Origin of the sequence: Bacillus sp. AFS018417 (assembly GCF_002560985.1) — a bacterium.
In the GTDB taxonomy this organism is placed as follows: domain Bacteria; phylum Bacillota; class Bacilli; order Bacillales; family Bacillaceae_G; genus Bacillus_A; species Bacillus_A rhizoplanae.
Genome location: NZ_NTTM01000043.1, coordinates 64,786 through 81,946, shown reverse-complemented (window position 1 = coordinate 81,946; position 17,161 = coordinate 64,786). Strand labels below are relative to the sequence as shown.

The following is a 17,161-nucleotide window of genomic DNA, read 5'->3' as shown; positions in this document are numbered from 1 at the left end:
ATGTATGGTATCTTTTTTGTAGTTACTTAAATTATCCAATTTTTATAGAGATAAATTAGGCAGGTGAAACCATGGGAAAATATTTCGGAGTAATTTCAATAGTAGTATCTTTAATTGTATGTTGTCTTTTGACGAGCATTGATTGGAAACTTGGGATTTTAGGAATTGTAGTTGGGGTTATTCTGACAATGAAAGCACCAATGGGGATATTAAAGTTTGTTTCTTATGTAATTGTAGCGCTTTGTATACTGGTGTTTTTGTATTTATGTGTTATGGGTTTTTTAATGGGGGGCTTAGTTGATTTAGAAGATACTAGGAATTTGTCGTAGTCAATACATATAAATTTTTTCTTTCCTTCCAATAGACATACTTCAAATTAATGTTTAATAGTTTGAATGTCCTCCAGAAAGTATACAAAATGAATACGTTGAAAAGGCGCTATCGTATGAGGTAGCAAAAATTAATTCATTTCGTGCCATCCAATACGATATATATTGTTGAGAACAAAATGCTAAATATATTTCAATCCACTCTATAGGATATGTTACGGAGAATCTAAATTTTTAATCCACATACCATAACTATAATTTTGATAGGTCTATAATGTTTTTAGTCATTATTCAATGTCTTCTTTTTGCCCATGCTCTATCCAAATACCATGTGCAATACTGAAAGACAATAAATAAGGTGCTAATTCATCTAAGAAACTCTTTGCTTCTGGAACTCCTAATTCAGTAAATAAAACCTAACTAATGGAAAAATTACAACTTCTTTTACGTTTCCTAGGTGAGCGTAAAGAATTTAATCTTCCTCAAAACTTATTGATCATCTCTGATACAGGAATGGGCGAATGGTACTGCCTAGATTTTAACCAATGTAATATCGAGGGCGAGCCACTTGTAATTGTATATAACTCTAGTTTTGAACCAGATGAGCAAGAGTGTGAAGTTGTCGCTAATGACTTTGGCGGCTTTCTGTTATCACTAGTCAAAGAAGAATTGGATTATTAAACTACCATGTAAGAACGTAATTCCCTTACTTATTCTGTGGTGAAGCTATGCTTCATAGTTGGCTAACGGGCAGGTTAGATTAATAAACTCTTGGGACGGTGTTTTTTTACTGAATGTATTTATAATTGGTAAATCGCCTGTTGAGTTGACCAGGTAGCACTGCTGAATGCCTGATAATTTGTAACTGCTGCTTGAAAGTCCTTATCACTTATAGTAGCAGTGGCATCATAAACAACAGCTGTTTGGAATCCATTTTCGATTAAGTCTCTCATATGTGATTCCACACAAACGTTTGATAGGACACCTGCCAAAATGACCTTTTCTTTCCTTTGCTGACGCAATTGGTAAACTAAATCATTTGTCTGTGGGCTGGCAATTTTATGGGCGGTCGCAATGATTGTTCGATTATCTAAAATGTAAGGCGTAAGTGATGGAACCCAGTCAGCTCCTACAGTAGGAGAAGTATAAGCATTTTGTTTTTGATATACCTGAAGCTTTAATAGCATTTTTTGTTCAGCTCCAGTAAATTGCCAACTATAATCATGCGGATAAATATAATGGGGGGAAATAAAAAGTTGATATCCTTTACTCATGGCTGTACTCATTAGAAGTTCAAGGTTACCTAGTGTGTTGTACTGCTCAATAATATTTTTTGTTAAATGGTACCCTTTACCTCCAGGGGACAGAAAGTCATTTTGTGGGTCCGTTATGACAATTGCTGTATTAGCAGGATTAGGTTTAAACATTCTTTTTCCTCCAATTTACATAATTATATATCCTGTCTTTCATATTCAACTATTGTTCTTTCATGAATATATATTAATGGAGGCTTGGACACATGCTGTTTTTTTATCGGGAAATCGGCAAGAAAACCCCATCTTCAAAACGCGCAGGGTATAACCTAGTTTAAGGTGGGGATGAATTGCCGTCGCATTCGTAAAAATATGCTTGCATCAATGCGAATATATGTTCTTTTTTAGCGTTTTGTAGTATCATGAAGGAAAGAAGGAGGTGGAAATTATGACGAAAGAAAAAGAGTATGCAACCTATCAAATTTGGATCAAGAAAGGTCATAAGTTATACTCTTACTTCCTAGAAATGTGTCAAAACGCAAAAAATCTCTACAATACAACAAACTTCTATATTCGCCAAGTGTATACGGCCTTACGTGCTGGTAAATCATTACATCCACTTCAACAAGAAGTTCTCCATACATTACAAACACATATTGAAGTCATGAATGAAAATCAATTCCATGCGTACCAAAAACGCGTGCAAAAACAGAAAGAAAAACCTGTTAAAGAGCAAAACGAAATGAAATGTAACTTGTTTACATTCCCGACACAAGAGAAATCGTTCCTATCGTATCATTTCTTAGATTGCTTGTTTAAAACAATGAAACAACAAGATTATATGAATTTGCCAGCGCAAACGAATCAAGCAGTTATGAAGAAGTTGTATCAAAACTGGAAATCATTCTTCGCTTCCATCAAGGCATACAAGAAACATCCTTCCACCTTTACGGGCAGACCTCGCATTCCCAAATATATCAAATCATCTATGAAAGAAATTGTATTCACCAATCAAGTATGCAAGCTCCAAGATAAGTACATTCGCTTTCCAAAAACAAGCATGAAATTAAATATTGGTAAATTGTTTGGGCGTATCGAAAATCTCAAAGAGGTACGTGTTTCTCCTGCTTATGGGAAATTTAAGGTGGAAATTGTGGCAGAACAACCCGAGTCAGCACCTGAACATGTGGACAACAACCGCTATATGAGTATTGATTTAGGAATCGATAACATTGTAACTATCACAACGAATACAGGAGCTATTCCTGTGTTAGTAAAGGGCAATGTGATCAAAAGTATCAATCAATACTACAACAAGCAAAAGGCTTATTTACTAGGGATTCTTCGTCGTGGAAAAGAACCAAAAGAAGGACCACATACATCCAAGCGTTTAGGGAGGCTTCATGAAAAACGATTTCTCAAAATAAAAGACCTCTTCCATAAAATGAGTTACCACATTGTTCAGCTAGCGATTTAACAGGAGATTTCTATGATTGTGATTGGGAAAAATACATCATGGAAACAAAACAGTGATATGGGAAAACAACAGAATCAATCTTTCTACCATATCCCACACAATCTACTCATTGAAATGATCACCTATAAAGCAAAACGAAAAGGTATTATTGTACAAGTCGTGGAAGAATCGTATACAAGCAAGGCATCTTTTCTAGATAATGATGTGATCCCCACTTACGGTGAGGAAAATATTCCTATATTCAGTGGAAAACGTATCAAACGTGGCTTGTATCGCACGAAAGAGAATCTTCTACTAAACGCAGATGTGAATGGTTCCTATAACATCTTAAAAAAAGCAGTTCCAAAGGCGTTTGCCAATGGAATAGAGGGGTTGTGCCATCAGGCAGCTGTGTCAACTCCACTCGTGTTAAGCATCTTTTGAAGATGATACACGAGAAACCCCCACTTCAAGATCCGAAGGAGATAAGTGGCGGGAGTTTTCATGGAGCTTTGGTATTAATACAGTTACCTTCCAAGATCGTTACAGAGTAATAATAAAACAGTAAATCAAAAAAGATGTAATATTCATGAAACAAACTCCTTTTCAAGTTTCTCTCATTGAATTATTACATCGATTGTTTAAGTCGCTATAGTACAAAATTGCACATCTATCTTATTTGATTTTTCAACCCTGTTAAAAGCTATACTACATATTTTTATAAATGATTAAAGAATTATGCCTGAGAAACTTCCTTTTAATACTTCTTTTTCAAGTTGATTCATACATGTAAACGCCGCAGTAATTTTTGTGCGATTTTTTTCATCCAGTTCAAATTGTTCAATAATTACATCACAACGGATCGTATCACCACTAAAAACTGGGCGTAAGAATTCAAAATCCATCTTACGAGCCAATACATTATAATCACCGCCAACTTTCGTAGGGAGTGTTGATGTTAAAAGTCCTTGTACAACAAATCGCCCTTGTTCATCTGGTGTCACATGATGAACACCTTCATCCTTTGATACCTTCGTAAATAATACAACATCTTCTTTTGTAAATGTTCGCTCAAAGGTGATTTTTTCGCCTACTTGTAATCCCATCAATATCCCTCCTCAAAAACATTTCATGATTCACTTAATTTCACTGTTCGAATACACAGTTAACTAATATCAGATTATTCTTACATTTATTATACAGAGACATGATAAAAGAAGATACGAAATGTTAAATTCAAACCACCTTATTCAATATTTGTAGGTCTGAAATAAAGTTTAATCAAAAATATTTTGAGAATTCTTATTTAGCGAGAAACAAAAAGACACTATTTAAAAAATAAGGTATCCGCAAAAAAACTAGAGTGTAGCTTGAATTAGATATTTAAATACTTAAAAGAGGTTTTCCAAGTGAAATTATTCGGAAAACCTCTTTTTTGATTCAACAATTCAATACTTCTTTTAACATTTTAAAATTTTGTTGATAAATCTCTGGCGAACCCCATGTTATTTCACTAAAGCTACTGATTGCGAAGACAAATCATATCCATACTCATTCATAAATTTTTTTCAGTTCCTTTAAAATAAGGTTTTCTCGGTATATCCATCTATTCTGCTCGCATTGATGAACAATTTTTTGATTTTGATTAATTGCATTACTAAGCTTCACCCATGTGTCAGTAATTTAATTTATTCTAATAAAATACAGTTTACTATTCCTTAATATAAAAATACTTTGTTTTTACAAATAATACTCAAACATTTTTGCAACCTTTTCTTTCATTTTTTCTTTTATAGATAATTGATTGACGTCAGAGGATGTTACTCGCTTTGAATTTTGTAAGTCTGCATTAATGACTGGCTTTATTTTCGAAATATAGACAGGGTCATGGATATAACAGTTCATTTCTTCATTTAAATGAAACGAGCGCGAATCAAAATTCACGGTCCCAACCATCAATACTTTTTCATCAATCAAAAATACTTTACCGTGTAACACTCCCTTTTTATAACCATATACTTCTATTCCCTGTTTTAATGCGTTTCGGATATATGGATACGCTGCTTCTTTAACTAACAGTGCATCCGAATGAGGTGAGAACAGAATTTTGACACGGACTCCCCTCTTTCTTGCATCTACTAATGCGTTCCAAATAGTTCTGTCTTTTGGTATAAAATAAGGTGTTAATATAATGATGGACTCTTTTGCTTGTTGAAACAGCATTGCATAATCTTGCCCAAGTTTTTCTCCGCTATAATATGCAGTAAATCGATGCGAGGTTGCTCCCTTTTCCTTTATCGCACTGTGTATCGGAATCGGTTTCTCTGAGTTTTTCTTCCAGTCTAACACAAATTGGTGTTCTAGATCTTGAACTCCTTCTCCTCGTATGTGAAGGTGATAATCTCTCCAGTAACCAAGTTTTTCGTTTTCTCCTAAATACTTCTTGCCAATGTTAAATCCGCCAATGTACCCAATCTTTCCATCAATAACTGAAATACGACGATGATTCCGATGATTCAAAGAAGAAGAAAGATAAGGGAAAGCAGGCTTATTGTAATACGTAAAATGCACTCCTTTTTTAACTAATAATTCTCTTTCCTTTTTCTTTAGTAAAATTCCACCTAGCCTGTCCACTGCATAGTATACTTCTACACCTTCCTGACTTTTTTGCCTCAATAACTCTAGAAACTGATGACTTACTTTATCATCAGCAATAGAGAAAAAGTTAATATGCACGTAATGTTTTGCTTTCTTTATATCTGAGAATAATTGATTGTTGAACTGTTTCCCGTCTGTATACATAGTAATATCACTTTGACGAATAGGGTATTGGCTAGGCTGTTGGCCAAATCTCCCACTTTTTTCGGCTGCTGTTCTGTCAATTTCATCCCAAACAAGCAAAACAAAACATACGCCGATAAATACAAAGAGGAGTACCAGGAAAGTTTTCCCTATCTTTTTCAACATATTTAATCTCCTTTATATATTATCGTTTTCTTTCTGTTAGTTTTTGTTATCGGGACAAAACTATTCCATATCCATCCATGAATCTAATCTTTACCGTAGAATATATAAATAAATTACATTGTTGCATGGTAGATTTTTCTTATGAATATTCTATTCACGTCAAGTTAACATAACACCACTTAACGGTATTCCATGTAGCTATTAGCTAAAAAAATCCTCCTTCGAATAATTAACTGTAAAATTTCTCATTCACATAACCCTAAAATTGGAAATCGTACTATGATAACAAAATAGGCATTCTATATTTTGAAGTACATTTACAAGGAGGAAATACTACATGACAGTAAGCACTAAACTTAAACAAACTATCGCTGGATTAAAGAGTGTTCAAGCATGCCTAGAAGGATTTGTTCTTGATACTGATAACCAGCAAGCAAAACAATTATATAAAGGTGCAGCACAACAAACTCAAGAAATTATTGAATCTTTAAATCCTCGTCTTCAGCAAATTGAACAAGAAGAGCCTCAGTACAAGTAATAACGTAATACCAATACTTTTCACATAGAATATCGTCCACATGGAAGAGTGCTCAGCTTAGATAACGATTATCAAAATGATGATTACAATTAAAGGGTCTCACCACATCACTATCAAAATAAGAAAAGCAAGTATCCCAAAACAAAGAAACGTACATTTTCATCTGGAGATGTACATTTTTTCGTTTTGGGTGTGTTATAAAATTCTTAAGTTGATGGATGTGGATTTAAAAGTAAACGTAAAGTAACTCTAAAACATACAATAAAAGTTGATTTTGGAGTTATTTTTCGTTTACTTCACTTTTTTTCGGTACTCTGCATCTAGACGGTAAATCCGTTGACCACGGCAAGACTTTATCAATGTCCTCTTTATTATTTAAATCGATATTGGGGAGCGTTTCAAACAAATAACGAAGATAATGATAGGAACTTAAATTGTTCTCTTTTGCGGTTTCAACCACACTATATTTTTTCAGCCAGTAATATAGCCGATAAACTGGTAGGTTCTGTTTTTGATACCAGGCAACTTTTGATAATTCACTGTTTTTATAGTCTTGAATATAAGTTTCCCATTCTTTCTTTAATAGGTGTCTTTTCATAAAAAAACCTCCACATGTAGTATATAAGGAGATTATCTCATGGGTTATTTACAAATAGTAGGTAGGGAATATTTGACGCTTACTTTCCTAGTGTATCAAGTTTTGTTTCGATCCTTGTTAGCCCAACTAATAGCTCTTTAAAATCGTCATGTTTAACTTGTTCAGCCATTTGTTCCCCCCCCTTTTTTTATAAAAAGAGAAGTAGTACCCCTTCTTTTAAGATAAATACTGTATTTTTTAAATGGAATTATATAAATTGTATATTTTAATGTATTTTTCCTTTTGCAAACATGGGATCTTTCAATTTCTTATCATAAGTAGTTGTTATGTAAATATACAATAAATGCATTAAAGTAAGATTTTTTCTGTATATCCTACTTGTTCAGATTCATTGATACTCTTGAATCAAGATTATGTTTAAACCGTTTTTTCGAAATATTCGTTTTTTAAGATATAATAATAGAATAAAATACTTTATTTATGGGCCTAAGGGGGAAATCTAGTGAAAAGGTCATTATTAACGACTGGATTATTAATTATGATGTTGGCAGCATGTAGTGAAAAAAATATTGTTCAAAAGGAAACGAATCAAAAAGAGTCGGTGACATCAAAGGGAGAAGAAATAGGTAAAGTTGTAGAAGGGAGAGAATATACGGTTACAGCCATTAAAGAAGACGTATTGTATCTCGAAGATTCTAATCAAAATAAAAAAGAAAACGCTGCAGAAATCAATTATTCTGAAATTAGTGGTACTACATGGAGGAACAATAAAAGAAACGGCATAATTGATGTTAGTGATCACGTATGCTTCGAGAAAACCAGCGATGGAAAGTATAAAGCAATAATCGTTAAGGATGTTGTAGGAAAAATAAAATACGACGGCACAATTCAATATAAAATTATTGAGGTAACTGACAAATCAATAAAATGGTTACCGTTACATGGTGAAAATAATGGGGGATATGTACCACCAGAAATGATAAAAATCACCAACGGCGACAAGATAAAGGTTGGGAATATCGTAACGATTAAGGATGTTCAGCCTCCTGAATCAAACTCGTTTGATGGAATCTATGAATTAACAATTGTAGAATAACCAATACTGTGTATTTTTCGAAAGTTTGTTATTTTAAGTGTTCCTTAATTCATTTTAAATTCCGTTAAATTAGTTATTGTGTAGCAATATATGCCGTATTTCTGTGACATCTGATACAACTGCAATTGGAGTATGTGCAGTAGTTTTGGAAAGGGCCTTTGGATTAACCCAAATGGCGTCCATACCTGTTTCTATGGGCCCGACTATGTCATGGGCCCAAGAATCACCAATAAAAAGAGTCTCCTCCGGCTTTTTACCAAAGTGTTCCAATGCCACCGTATAAATTTCTGGATCTGGTTTTCTATAGCCTAATTGCTCAGCATGGAATATTGTGTCGTTGCTAAATACTTTCGACAATCCTATTTGGAGAATTTTTAATCGCGGATCATATAATCCATTGCTGACTATTCCAAGATCATAATGTGTTTTTAATTCATGTAATAAGCTTATAATTGAATTATTTATACCAATGCAAGCCATACCTGTTTTAATAAAAAGTGTATCAAGCTCATCAATAAGTTCTACATCAGGTAACACGTTAAAATGAGCAAAAGCATGCTTCCACCTAGCCCTTCTAAATTCCGCTGGAGTTAGTTCCCGATTTTTAAAACGCTTCAATAAGGATTTTGGGATATGTAATTTTTTCTCAAGGAATACCGATGCGTCAAGGTTTCTTGTTATAGGATGCATTTCAAGAGTCTTAATTAGTCCGACATTAAACCAAGTGGAATCAAGAAGTGTGTCGTCCAAATCGAATAAGAGTAAACTATATTTATTCAATTCGCTCCCCCCTTATTTCTGTTAATAGAAATATATTTTTCTTGAAAATTAGAAGCAAAGCCTCCTACTTGAACATCTGTAATATTACCAAGGTTAGTAGATACATTTACAACAACCTCTGAAGGTTTATTCATTACATACCCTTGCTCAAAGGTAAAGGTACTATATTTTTCAAATTTTTTATTTTGTTTTATTAAATAACATGCTAGTGCTGCATTTGATGTACCAGTAGCACTTTCTTCTGGAATATCAAATAGAGGTGCAAAGTTTCTGCAATGAGCTGTAGAATTATGTAGTGTTTCCAGTGTAAATACATGATAGCCAGTTACATTATATTTTTTACTTATTTCAGCAATTCTTTTCATATCAGGAGTAATCTCTAGCAGGTCTGAAAGTCCTCTTACAGGTATAATAATATCGCGTAAGCCTGTAGATACAATTTGAATGGGCATATCAGGTATTAGTTTTTCTTCATCTAAATTTAAAGACTTAGTAATCTCTTCACGGGGAATTGTTTTAAGAAAATCAGGAGGATTTTGTTGTAAAGATATCATTTTATTGTTATGCATCTGTACACTTAATATCCCTGCTTTCGTCTTTATTGTGTATATCTTTTTTCTTATTGCTCTAATCTGAGCTAATAGGGAGAAAGCAGCAATTGTAGCATGTCCACATATAGCAACTTCTTCATTGGGGGTAAAGTATCTAATCTCGTAATCTGAAGTTACAGAAGGAAACACAAAGGCGGTTTCAGAGAAATTTAGTTTGTTTGCAATAGCCTGCATAGCTTCTGTTGTAAGACCTTTTGTATCTAAAACAACCCCAGCTGGATTCCCACCTTTTTCACCTTTAGTGAAGGCATTTAACAAATATGTTTTAATCTTCAATCCAGTCCCTCTCTCCCCCATTTTATTATGCTATAAATGTAGAAAATATCTATGACCTAATCTTATTCATTTTTTAAAGGAACAAATAGGGTGCTAATAATCTATTACTCTATATGCGCTTCATACAACTGAACAATCTCAAGAGAGTTATCGAACTCCTGCAGTCTTTTCACTAAACTTTCCAAACCAAATATTTCAGTAAATGTATGACTACCTGCGATAAGATTAATATTTTTAAACTTCGCATATTGCACTGTATATAACGTCTTTTCTCCTGTTATGTATGTATCACAGCCACTGTCCAGTGCTGCTTGAATATGGTCAGTCGAATGCCCTGCTCCTGTTATAATACCAATTCGTTTTACTTCCTTATCATTATTTTTCCAAGCCTTCACCTTTTCACCAAGCTTACTCTCAACTCTTTCGACTAACTGCGAAAATGAAATTGGATTTGTATATTCACCAACGCCAGGTAATTCTTCGTTATCACAAGATGAATACGTTATCATTTCATCAATTTCAATTGCATGAAACAACGACGTACACGTTCCAAATTCAACGAAATCTAACGGTGAGTGTACCCAAAAGTGATTAATATTATATTCTTTCAGTTTACATATACAAGCTTCTTCCATTCCGTATAAAAACTCCCATGCAGCATGATGCGTAATCATCATATCGACATTTTCTTTCCTTGCTTCTTCAATTGTTTCTAATGTTAAGTTTGTTGTGTAACCTATTTTATGAAAATTTTCATTACTTACGTTTGTTATACCAAACTGATCCCCATACTTATGTAAATGTTCTCCAAATATTTCTTCAATGTGTTGGTTAAATTGTTGTATATGCATATTTCCCTCACCCTTATACATTTAATGTATTTTAACCATATAAAGATTCTTCACTATTCTAGAAAACCCTTCCTTTAAATCTTATGTTCTACGCATTTTACTAGAATATTCGAAAAATATTGAAAATAAAATTCCAAAAATGTAGAATAAAATAAAAAAGGAGGTAACAACAGTTTAAAAATAATTCACGTTTTTTAATGAAATCTATATAAATCCGAAACTTGGAATTGCACTATTGTTTTAGCTCTTCACCATAAGTTTTTAGGATATTATATGCAGAGTGTGCTCCATCATTAAAAACAACATTTTTTTATCTTAGAATGATAAAAGTACTATTTCTTTTTGAAGACAAATTTGTCATGTTATAGTTAATTTAAAATTACAGTGATAAACCAAAAATGAACAACAAGAATTGGCTGAGGGCTGAATTGTAATTACAACATCTTTTTCAAATTGAATCTATGGGAAACGCAGAAGAAAGAAATGGAATGAAGAGAATCTAAAAAAATGAATGAAGGTGTCTTGTATGAAGATAACTCGAATTTGTACATTACAAGATGAAAATGATTCTGAATTAGAAAAACTTCATCAGTTAGTGAAAATATTCTGTACTTCTATACGTTATTCATTCAATCGTCTCTTAGAAGGTGAAAAAGCTGGAGAACTCATTAAAAAAGTGAACGTGCTTTTTAACTTAAATAAACGGTATGCAGAAGATGCAGCCATGCAAGCGCAGGCTATTATTTCCAGTCAGAAAGAATTATTACCTATTCGTATTGAGGGTGTAAAAGGTAAAATTCAAAAAACAACACAAAAAATAGAAGACTATCAAACAGGTAAAAAGAAACCTAAAAAGGTTCCATTGCAACTTTGTTTAGAAGGGTTACATGCACGTTTGGTTAAACTACAGGAAAAAGAAACGGTTCTTTTGAAACATCAAGAAAATCAGACAATTCCTACTGTCATTTTCGGAGGAAAAAAACAATTTTATCAACGATTAAAACAGAAGATTTCTAAAGAAGAATGGAGAGATCTTCGTTCGAATACATTGTATTCTCGCGGAGATAAAACGAAAAAAGGGAATTTAAATATTCGTATTGTATTCGACGAGCAAGAACAACAATTTTACTTAGAAGTAGCAAATCCAGTTCTATCTACTGGGAAAAACAGTCCTCGATTACGATTCAAACTTCATATTCCCAATAAATATTTTAATGAAATTGTAGATGTTGTCATGCCTACCATTGTTGGTTTTAATTCTAAAGGAAAACCGATTGAAGAATATAAAGTATATTCCATTGAGTTAAAAAGAAGAAATGGTACTTATTATGTTCATATCACCTATGATAGGGAGACTTATGGTTCTGAATTAGGATGGAATGATAAGATTGACTCTGATATCATTGCAGGAATTGATGTAAATATTGATAAGATAGCTGTTTCTATTTTGACAAAGCAAGGAAATTTACTTAAAAGCAAAACATTTTATTGTCATGAAATGGAATATGTAAAAAGTAATCGTAGAAGCAATGTGGCAGGAGAAGTAGCCAAAGAAATGATTGAATATCTATTGGATTGGAACGTGGGCGCTATTGTATTAGAGAATATCACACTCAAACAAACGCACGATACAAATAGAAAGTTTAATCGACTCACGCATTCTTTCGCGAAAAACAAGCTTCAAAAAGCCATTATTTCAAGAGGATTGAAGTTTGGATTTAAAATTAAGAAAGTAAATCCAGCCTATACTTCTGTCATTGGGCGATTCAAATACAGTAAAATGTATGGTTTATCTGTACATGAAGCAGCCTCTTTGGTGATTGGTAGAAGAGGATTAGATTTAGAGGAAAAACTTCCGAAGAAATTATTAAATCAACTCCGTTCTTTGGTTAAACCACATTTGATTCGTATTCTTGGGTCAATGGAAGAATCCGAGAAACAATCAAATCATGGAAAACAAAGACGAAAATATATAGGTATGATGCTCAAAAATATTGATCATTTTAAAGAAAACCATAGTTGGAAACTGTGGAATGTTATTCATAAAACTTTAATCATAAAGAACCAGAAATTACAATTAAAGGAGGTGTAATCCTGGTACTAAAATCTTTGTGATAAACTGACCGTTGGAAGAAATGGTTTATCGCAATAAGCCGGCTTTAACAGAGCGCCGCAGGTTATCTTGAACAATAGGTTCATGACAAAGGTTAGAATCCTTTCCTGACGGAGTGACGTGAGAATCGTCACGGTATATCCCCTTTTTCTTGGTTCGGGGGCGAATGTTAGAAATAATTAGATTTTAGTAACCAGGATGAACAATGAAAGTAATAAACTTAAATGCGACAAGAGAAACTTATTCTGTTCAGATTAAACATTCGATTTTATTCGAAATGGGACTAGGTATTGCGGCTTGTACGTATTACGATTTTCATCATACTTTTGAAAAACCTATAGAGTATTGGAAGGATATCGAGAAAAAATTACCTAATGTCGTTCGAAAAGAACTACAATACACACACAAACACAATACATGGTTCGCTTTACTACAATTACTTCACTCCCGTTCTTTTGATTCTCTTGAAAGTTTTTTTCATTTTCTTGACGAACTAACTGAAGAGGAATTACGTTGGCGTTGTTTGCCTTATATCGGATTGCAGCATGAAGACAATCGGAGAAAAGCATCCCATAAAGAAAAAACAGCTATAGCTTCCTTCATAAAAGCTTGTCAACATCACAAATTTTTCCCGACATATATTAAACATATTTCATCTATCGATACTTCCGTACTTAAACGACACCTGAAAATCATCTCTGAAGGTTGGTATGAAACAGTGATACAACCTAACTACATAGAGTTTACTAGCATGCTTGAGCGCGATGCCCAGCAAAAACGTGCACTTCAATCAACTTATCACCCAGAAGAACTTGTCAAATATATAACGGGTAGTACATATCAACCTGAACCTTCTATTCATCAAGTCATACTTATTCCGCAATATGTGTACCGGCCCTGGAACGTAGAAACGACTTTACCAGGGATTAAAGTATTTTATTATCCCATTTCAGACGATAATGTGAGTTTAGTAGAGGATCCTTATTCTCCTCCGTCTACATTAGTTCATAGTTATAAAGCACTTGGAGATGAAACACGATTAAAAATTATAAAATTGCTAACAGAAAGAGATCACTCACTTCAAGAGCTAGCCGAGCAGCTCAAAATTCCAAAAACAACGCTTCATCATCATTTGTCTTTACTTCGAGCAGCACGCATCATTAATGGCAAAGGTTCTCGGTATTTTATACAGCTTGATTACTTAACTTCTCTCCAGGAAAAGTTACAGCGTTTTCTAGAAAAGGGGTGAAAAAATGAAGGAAAATCAACATTTGTTTACCAACCGTTCTTTTTTATGTTTATGGATCGGGGAAACCATTTCTGAACTTGGAGGAGCGGTAGGAGCTCTATGTAATTCGTTATTATTGTACGAACTGACTGGTTCAAAATTGGCTATGGGGACGCTATGGTTAACGTATTTTATCCCGTCTTTAATTCTTCAGCTCTTTATCGGCCCTTTCATTGACAAGATAAGTCGTAAATACATTATGTTGTGGTCCCAAGTTTTAAGAGGAATGGTGTTCTTCTTACCCATTCTTCTTATGCTCTTAGGGCAGATTGAGATATGGAGTTTGTTTGTCATTCAAGTGGTACTTGGGATTCTACAGCCTCTTTATGTTCCAGCTGCATCGGCCCTACTTCCTACGATTGTACAACAGGACAGATTAACACAAGCCAACGCCTGGATTGATGGAACAATGCGTACCATGAGTTTCTTAGCTCCTACGTTAGGGGGACTCATAATAGCTTACATCGGAACTGTGTCTACTTACATAGTGGTAGGAATTTTATTTCTTATAAGTGCCGGTAGCCTTTCTTATCTCCATGAGCCTTCGGTTATACACGATAGTAAAAAGGCTACTTGGTTAAAACAAATCATTTCCGGATATCAATACTTTTTCAAACAACGTCCGCTCATATGGCTTGGTTTCTTTACTTCTTTAGTTCAATTTAGCGTCGGGGTAACGATGGTAATCAATGTTCCTTATATAATAGAAGAATTCAAAGGAACATCTTTTTCATACGGCCTTTTTATGGGAAGCTTTCCTTTAGGGTATGTGGTTGGTTCTTTCTTAGTAGGTAAATGGCGAAATAAGTGGTCGCTAAGATATATCATGCTTTCAGGTCTATTCATGGGCGGACTATCCTTTTTCTTACTTGGCTTTGTAACATCCTTTCCTCTTGCTGTTTTATGCGAAATTCTTGGAGGTATTTGTTTTCCGTTTTTCAATATTCACCAAACGAGTCTTCTTCAAAAAATCGTTCCTTCTCATCTAATGGGACAAATATTTTCTGTTCGACTCTTCTTGATCCGAGCTACTATGCCTTTAGGTATTTTATTTGCAGGGCAAATTGTCGAAATATCCGGCATCCGTTTTTTATATATCATGATCGGTAGCTTTATTATTATTCCTGCTTTATTTGGTATGTTACTTCCCTTCTTTTCCTTTTTAGATGAGACGAAAGACGTTGCTTTGAAATAAAGTTTGATTAAAAACATTTAAAGGTAACTTACTTACCTAATTAACATAAGTACCATAAAAAAGAGCCTAATCAAACAGGCTCTTCATTATATATTTTTATTCATATACCATAACCCAATATCTTTCTCCTGGTTCTCCTTCTTCAACAACTTTCTTCCAACCTTTATTTTCATAGAACTTCATTGCTTTTTTATTCTCAGATACGCACTTCAGTCTTAATGGTTTATTCATTTTTTCGATGGAGGCATTAAGCAACTCTCCACCAACACCCTTACCAGAAAAGTCAGGATGAACAAATAAATTATGTATAAAGTTTTCTGGCAAGTATAAAGAAGCAAATCCGAGGATACGATTATTTTCTTCTGCTAAAATAATATACTCTCCTACAGTATGTTTATCAAAATCCTCTAGTGCCATTTCTTTTACATCCACCCAATGGAAACTTTTACGACGTGATTCCAAATATATCATCCTTAAATCCTGGTAATCTAATTCGTTTGCTACTTTAATATTCAAATTTTCACTCCCACTTTCTTTTACATAATGAATTCAACTTTTAATTTTATTCAGTTCTTTTAAAACAAAATTTTCTCGATGTATCCACCAATTGTGTTCACATTGATTAATGACTTTTTCATTTTGATTAATCGCATTGCCAAGCTTCACCCATTGTGGTGTAAACTCTTGTTCAAGCTCGTAGTCATCTAATTTTTGATCCGTCTTCTCGCCACTCACTTCACAAAAATAATAATGTGAAGTCATTTGAAATATAGCATTTTCATCATATTCATCTATATACCTTTCAACAACCACACCCATTTTATTTCTAATTGTACAGTTAAGATAACCTGTCTCTTCGGCCACCTCTCTCATTAATCCCTCTGCATAACTTTCATTCTTTTCAACCCCACCTCCAGGAAATTTATAATCTCCCAAGTTCGAATGAACGAGAAGAATCTTATTGTCTTGAATAATAATAGCTCTGACAGCTTCTCTGTAGTTTATCTTAACTTTGTTTTCATCAATTTCTGAAATTCCTAATAATGCATTCAAAATTAGAATCCCTCCATTCTTTTAAATTAAATACTATCTGTTATACAGATTCTCATAGTAATGAATACTATATCTATATAAAACGCTCGAATATAATAGATTCATTTTTATAAAGTAACTTCAAACCCGTCCACATACACCGCACTTCCCGAAATCTCAACTTCTAAAATATCATTCCATTCTTTTCTCACCATTACTCTTACTCGTCCATCTTTCCCCATTTCGTGCCCCTGCTCTATTAAAAGTTCCTTTTTCTCTTTAAATTCCTTATCAATAAACGTAACGTAATATGCCCCCATAACTCCAGACGCTGTGCCAGTTACTGGGTCTTCTATTGTACCAGCATATGCTGATGAAAAATGACGTGCATGCATGTGAGCATTTGAGTCGTATGTTTCTAAACAGAAAGGGTGAATGGAAGCTCGAGGCATTTCTTTTAAGATAGATGGAAATAACTTGTTGTTGGGCTTCATCTTTTTAAACGACGCAAGCTTTTTCACTGGAACTAATAAAGTCCAATTCCCTGTGCTTCCATTATATATAAACAACGATTGAACATTTCCCTTTATTGTTATTCATCTTTATAATATATATAAACCCTCTCGTTACAGGAATGATATAAACCACAATAGAATAGTTACATGAGACTGTATTCATAAAAAAACATATTTGCAACACGTGACACCATTTTAATGTATAAGCAAAAAATATAAATTATTAATCCATTAATTTTTGAAAGAACACTTTGAGGAGAAAT

General features: G+C 33.7%; 16 protein-coding genes and 3 pseudogenes. 8 read left to right on the top strand and 11 right to left on the bottom strand.

From position 1 onward, the window contains the following. Window positions 1–71: 71 nt before the first annotated feature. Together CN326_RS17395 and CN326_RS17385 are read left to right on the top strand one after the other, a co-directional pair. Window positions 72–329: a hypothetical protein gene (locus CN326_RS17395; RefSeq protein ID WP_098310234.1), complete on the top strand. Its 258-nt coding sequence runs from the start codon at window positions 72–74 to the stop codon at window positions 327–329. A 423-nt stretch (window positions 330–752) separates the two neighbouring features. Next, complete coding sequence (locus CN326_RS17385) at window positions 753–1,010, top strand: SMI1/KNR4 family protein (protein WP_098310233.1); 258 nt, start codon at window positions 753–755, stop codon at window positions 1,008–1,010. A gap of 119 nt (window positions 1,011–1,129) precedes the next feature. On the opposite strand, the gene CN326_RS17380 is transcribed toward CN326_RS17385, so the two are convergent. Further along, window positions 1,130–1,756, bottom strand: a complete 627-nt coding sequence (locus CN326_RS17380) for a cysteine hydrolase family protein (RefSeq protein WP_098310232.1) — start codon at window positions 1,754–1,756, stop codon at window positions 1,130–1,132. A 274-nt stretch (window positions 1,757–2,030) separates the two neighbouring features. Here CN326_RS17380 and CN326_RS17375 point away from each other — a divergent pair. Next, window positions 2,031–3,482, top strand: a pseudogene (locus CN326_RS17375) (RNA-guided endonuclease InsQ/TnpB family protein). 284 nt (window positions 3,483–3,766) lie between these two features. Here the strand turns inward: CN326_RS17375 and CN326_RS17370 are convergent. Then, window positions 3,767–4,144 (bottom strand): hotdog family protein, encoded by a 378-nt coding sequence (locus CN326_RS17370; protein ID WP_098310231.1) that lies wholly within the window; start codon window positions 4,142–4,144, stop codon window positions 3,767–3,769. Between the two features lie 634 nt (window positions 4,145–4,778). After that, window positions 4,779–6,005 carry a phospholipase D-like domain-containing protein gene (locus CN326_RS17365; protein WP_098310230.1) on the bottom strand — a complete coding sequence of 409 codons (1,227 nt, stop codon included), beginning with the start codon at window positions 6,003–6,005 and terminating at the stop codon, window positions 4,779–4,781. A 337-nt stretch (window positions 6,006–6,342) separates the two neighbouring features. Between CN326_RS17365 and CN326_RS17360 the strand changes: the two genes are divergently transcribed. After that, entirely contained in the window at window positions 6,343–6,543 is a 201-nt protein-coding gene (locus tag CN326_RS17360) for a DUF1657 domain-containing protein (RefSeq protein WP_098310229.1), read from the top strand. A 280-nt stretch (window positions 6,544–6,823) separates the two neighbouring features. Here the strand turns inward: CN326_RS17360 and tnpA are convergent, their stop codons facing one another. Next, window positions 6,824–7,141 carry an IS66 family insertion sequence element accessory protein TnpA gene (gene tnpA / locus CN326_RS25170; RefSeq protein WP_098310228.1) on the bottom strand — a complete coding sequence of 106 codons (318 nt, stop codon included), beginning with the start codon at window positions 7,139–7,141 and terminating at the stop codon, window positions 6,824–6,826. Window positions 7,142–7,226: 85 nt separating this feature from the next. Further along, window positions 7,227–7,310 (bottom strand): annotated as a pseudogene (locus tag CN326_RS24300) (hemolysin XhlA family protein); the annotation flags it as partial. A 333-nt stretch (window positions 7,311–7,643) separates the two neighbouring features. Between CN326_RS24300 and CN326_RS17350 the strand changes: the two are divergent. Next, window positions 7,644–8,237, top strand: a complete 594-nt coding sequence (locus CN326_RS17350) for a hypothetical protein (RefSeq protein ID WP_255258149.1) — start codon at window positions 7,644–7,646, stop codon at window positions 8,235–8,237. 69 nt (window positions 8,238–8,306) lie between these two features. On the opposite strand, the gene CN326_RS17345 is transcribed toward CN326_RS17350, so the two are convergent. From CN326_RS17345 to CN326_RS17335, 3 genes are all read right to left on the bottom strand, one after another. After that, a complete protein-coding gene (locus CN326_RS17345; protein WP_098310227.1) occupies window positions 8,307–9,017 on the bottom strand; it encodes an HAD family hydrolase in 711 nt (236 codons plus the stop codon). Next, window positions 9,014–9,904: a PhzF family phenazine biosynthesis protein gene (locus CN326_RS17340; RefSeq protein WP_098310226.1), complete on the bottom strand. Its 891-nt coding sequence runs from the start codon at window positions 9,902–9,904 to the stop codon at window positions 9,014–9,016. Before CN326_RS17340 ends, CN326_RS17345 begins: the two co-directional genes overlap by 4 nt. Window positions 9,905–10,008: 104 nt before the next feature. Further along, window positions 10,009–10,755: a Nif3-like dinuclear metal center hexameric protein gene (locus CN326_RS17335; RefSeq protein ID WP_098310225.1), complete on the bottom strand. Its 747-nt coding sequence runs from the start codon at window positions 10,753–10,755 to the stop codon at window positions 10,009–10,011. A gap of 526 nt (window positions 10,756–11,281) precedes the next feature. Between CN326_RS17335 and CN326_RS17330 the strand changes: the two genes are divergently transcribed. The 3 genes from CN326_RS17330 (at window position 11,282) to CN326_RS17320 (ending at window position 15,351) form a co-directional block, all read left to right on the top strand. Next, on the top strand, window positions 11,282–12,847 hold the full coding sequence (locus tag CN326_RS17330) for an IS200/IS605 family accessory protein TnpB-related protein (RefSeq protein WP_098310224.1): 1,566 nt from the start codon (window positions 11,282–11,284) through the stop codon (window positions 12,845–12,847). Between the two features lie 226 nt (window positions 12,848–13,073). Beyond that, window positions 13,074–14,117, top strand: a complete 1,044-nt coding sequence (locus tag CN326_RS17325) for an ArsR/SmtB family transcription factor (protein WP_098310223.1) — start codon at window positions 13,074–13,076, stop codon at window positions 14,115–14,117. Window positions 14,118–14,121: 4 nt separating this feature from the next. Next, window positions 14,122–15,351: an MFS transporter gene (locus tag CN326_RS17320; RefSeq protein WP_098310222.1), complete on the top strand. Its 1,230-nt coding sequence runs from the start codon at window positions 14,122–14,124 to the stop codon at window positions 15,349–15,351. Window positions 15,352–15,447: 96 nt separating this feature from the next. Here the strand turns inward: CN326_RS17320 and CN326_RS17315 are convergent, their stop codons facing one another. From CN326_RS17315 to CN326_RS17305, 3 genes and pseudogenes are all read right to left on the bottom strand, one after another. Beyond that, window positions 15,448–15,867 (bottom strand): GNAT family N-acetyltransferase, encoded by a 420-nt coding sequence (locus CN326_RS17315; RefSeq protein WP_098310221.1) that lies wholly within the window; start codon window positions 15,865–15,867, stop codon window positions 15,448–15,450. A 33-nt stretch (window positions 15,868–15,900) separates the two neighbouring features. Then, window positions 15,901–16,404 carry an NUDIX hydrolase gene (locus CN326_RS17310; protein WP_098310220.1) on the bottom strand — a complete coding sequence of 168 codons (504 nt, stop codon included), beginning with the start codon at window positions 16,402–16,404 and terminating at the stop codon, window positions 15,901–15,903. A 107-nt stretch (window positions 16,405–16,511) separates the two neighbouring features. Continuing rightward, a pseudogene (locus CN326_RS17305) lies at window positions 16,512–16,955 on the bottom strand (PhzF family phenazine biosynthesis isomerase); the annotation flags it as partial. Window positions 16,956–17,161 lie beyond the last annotated feature (206 nt).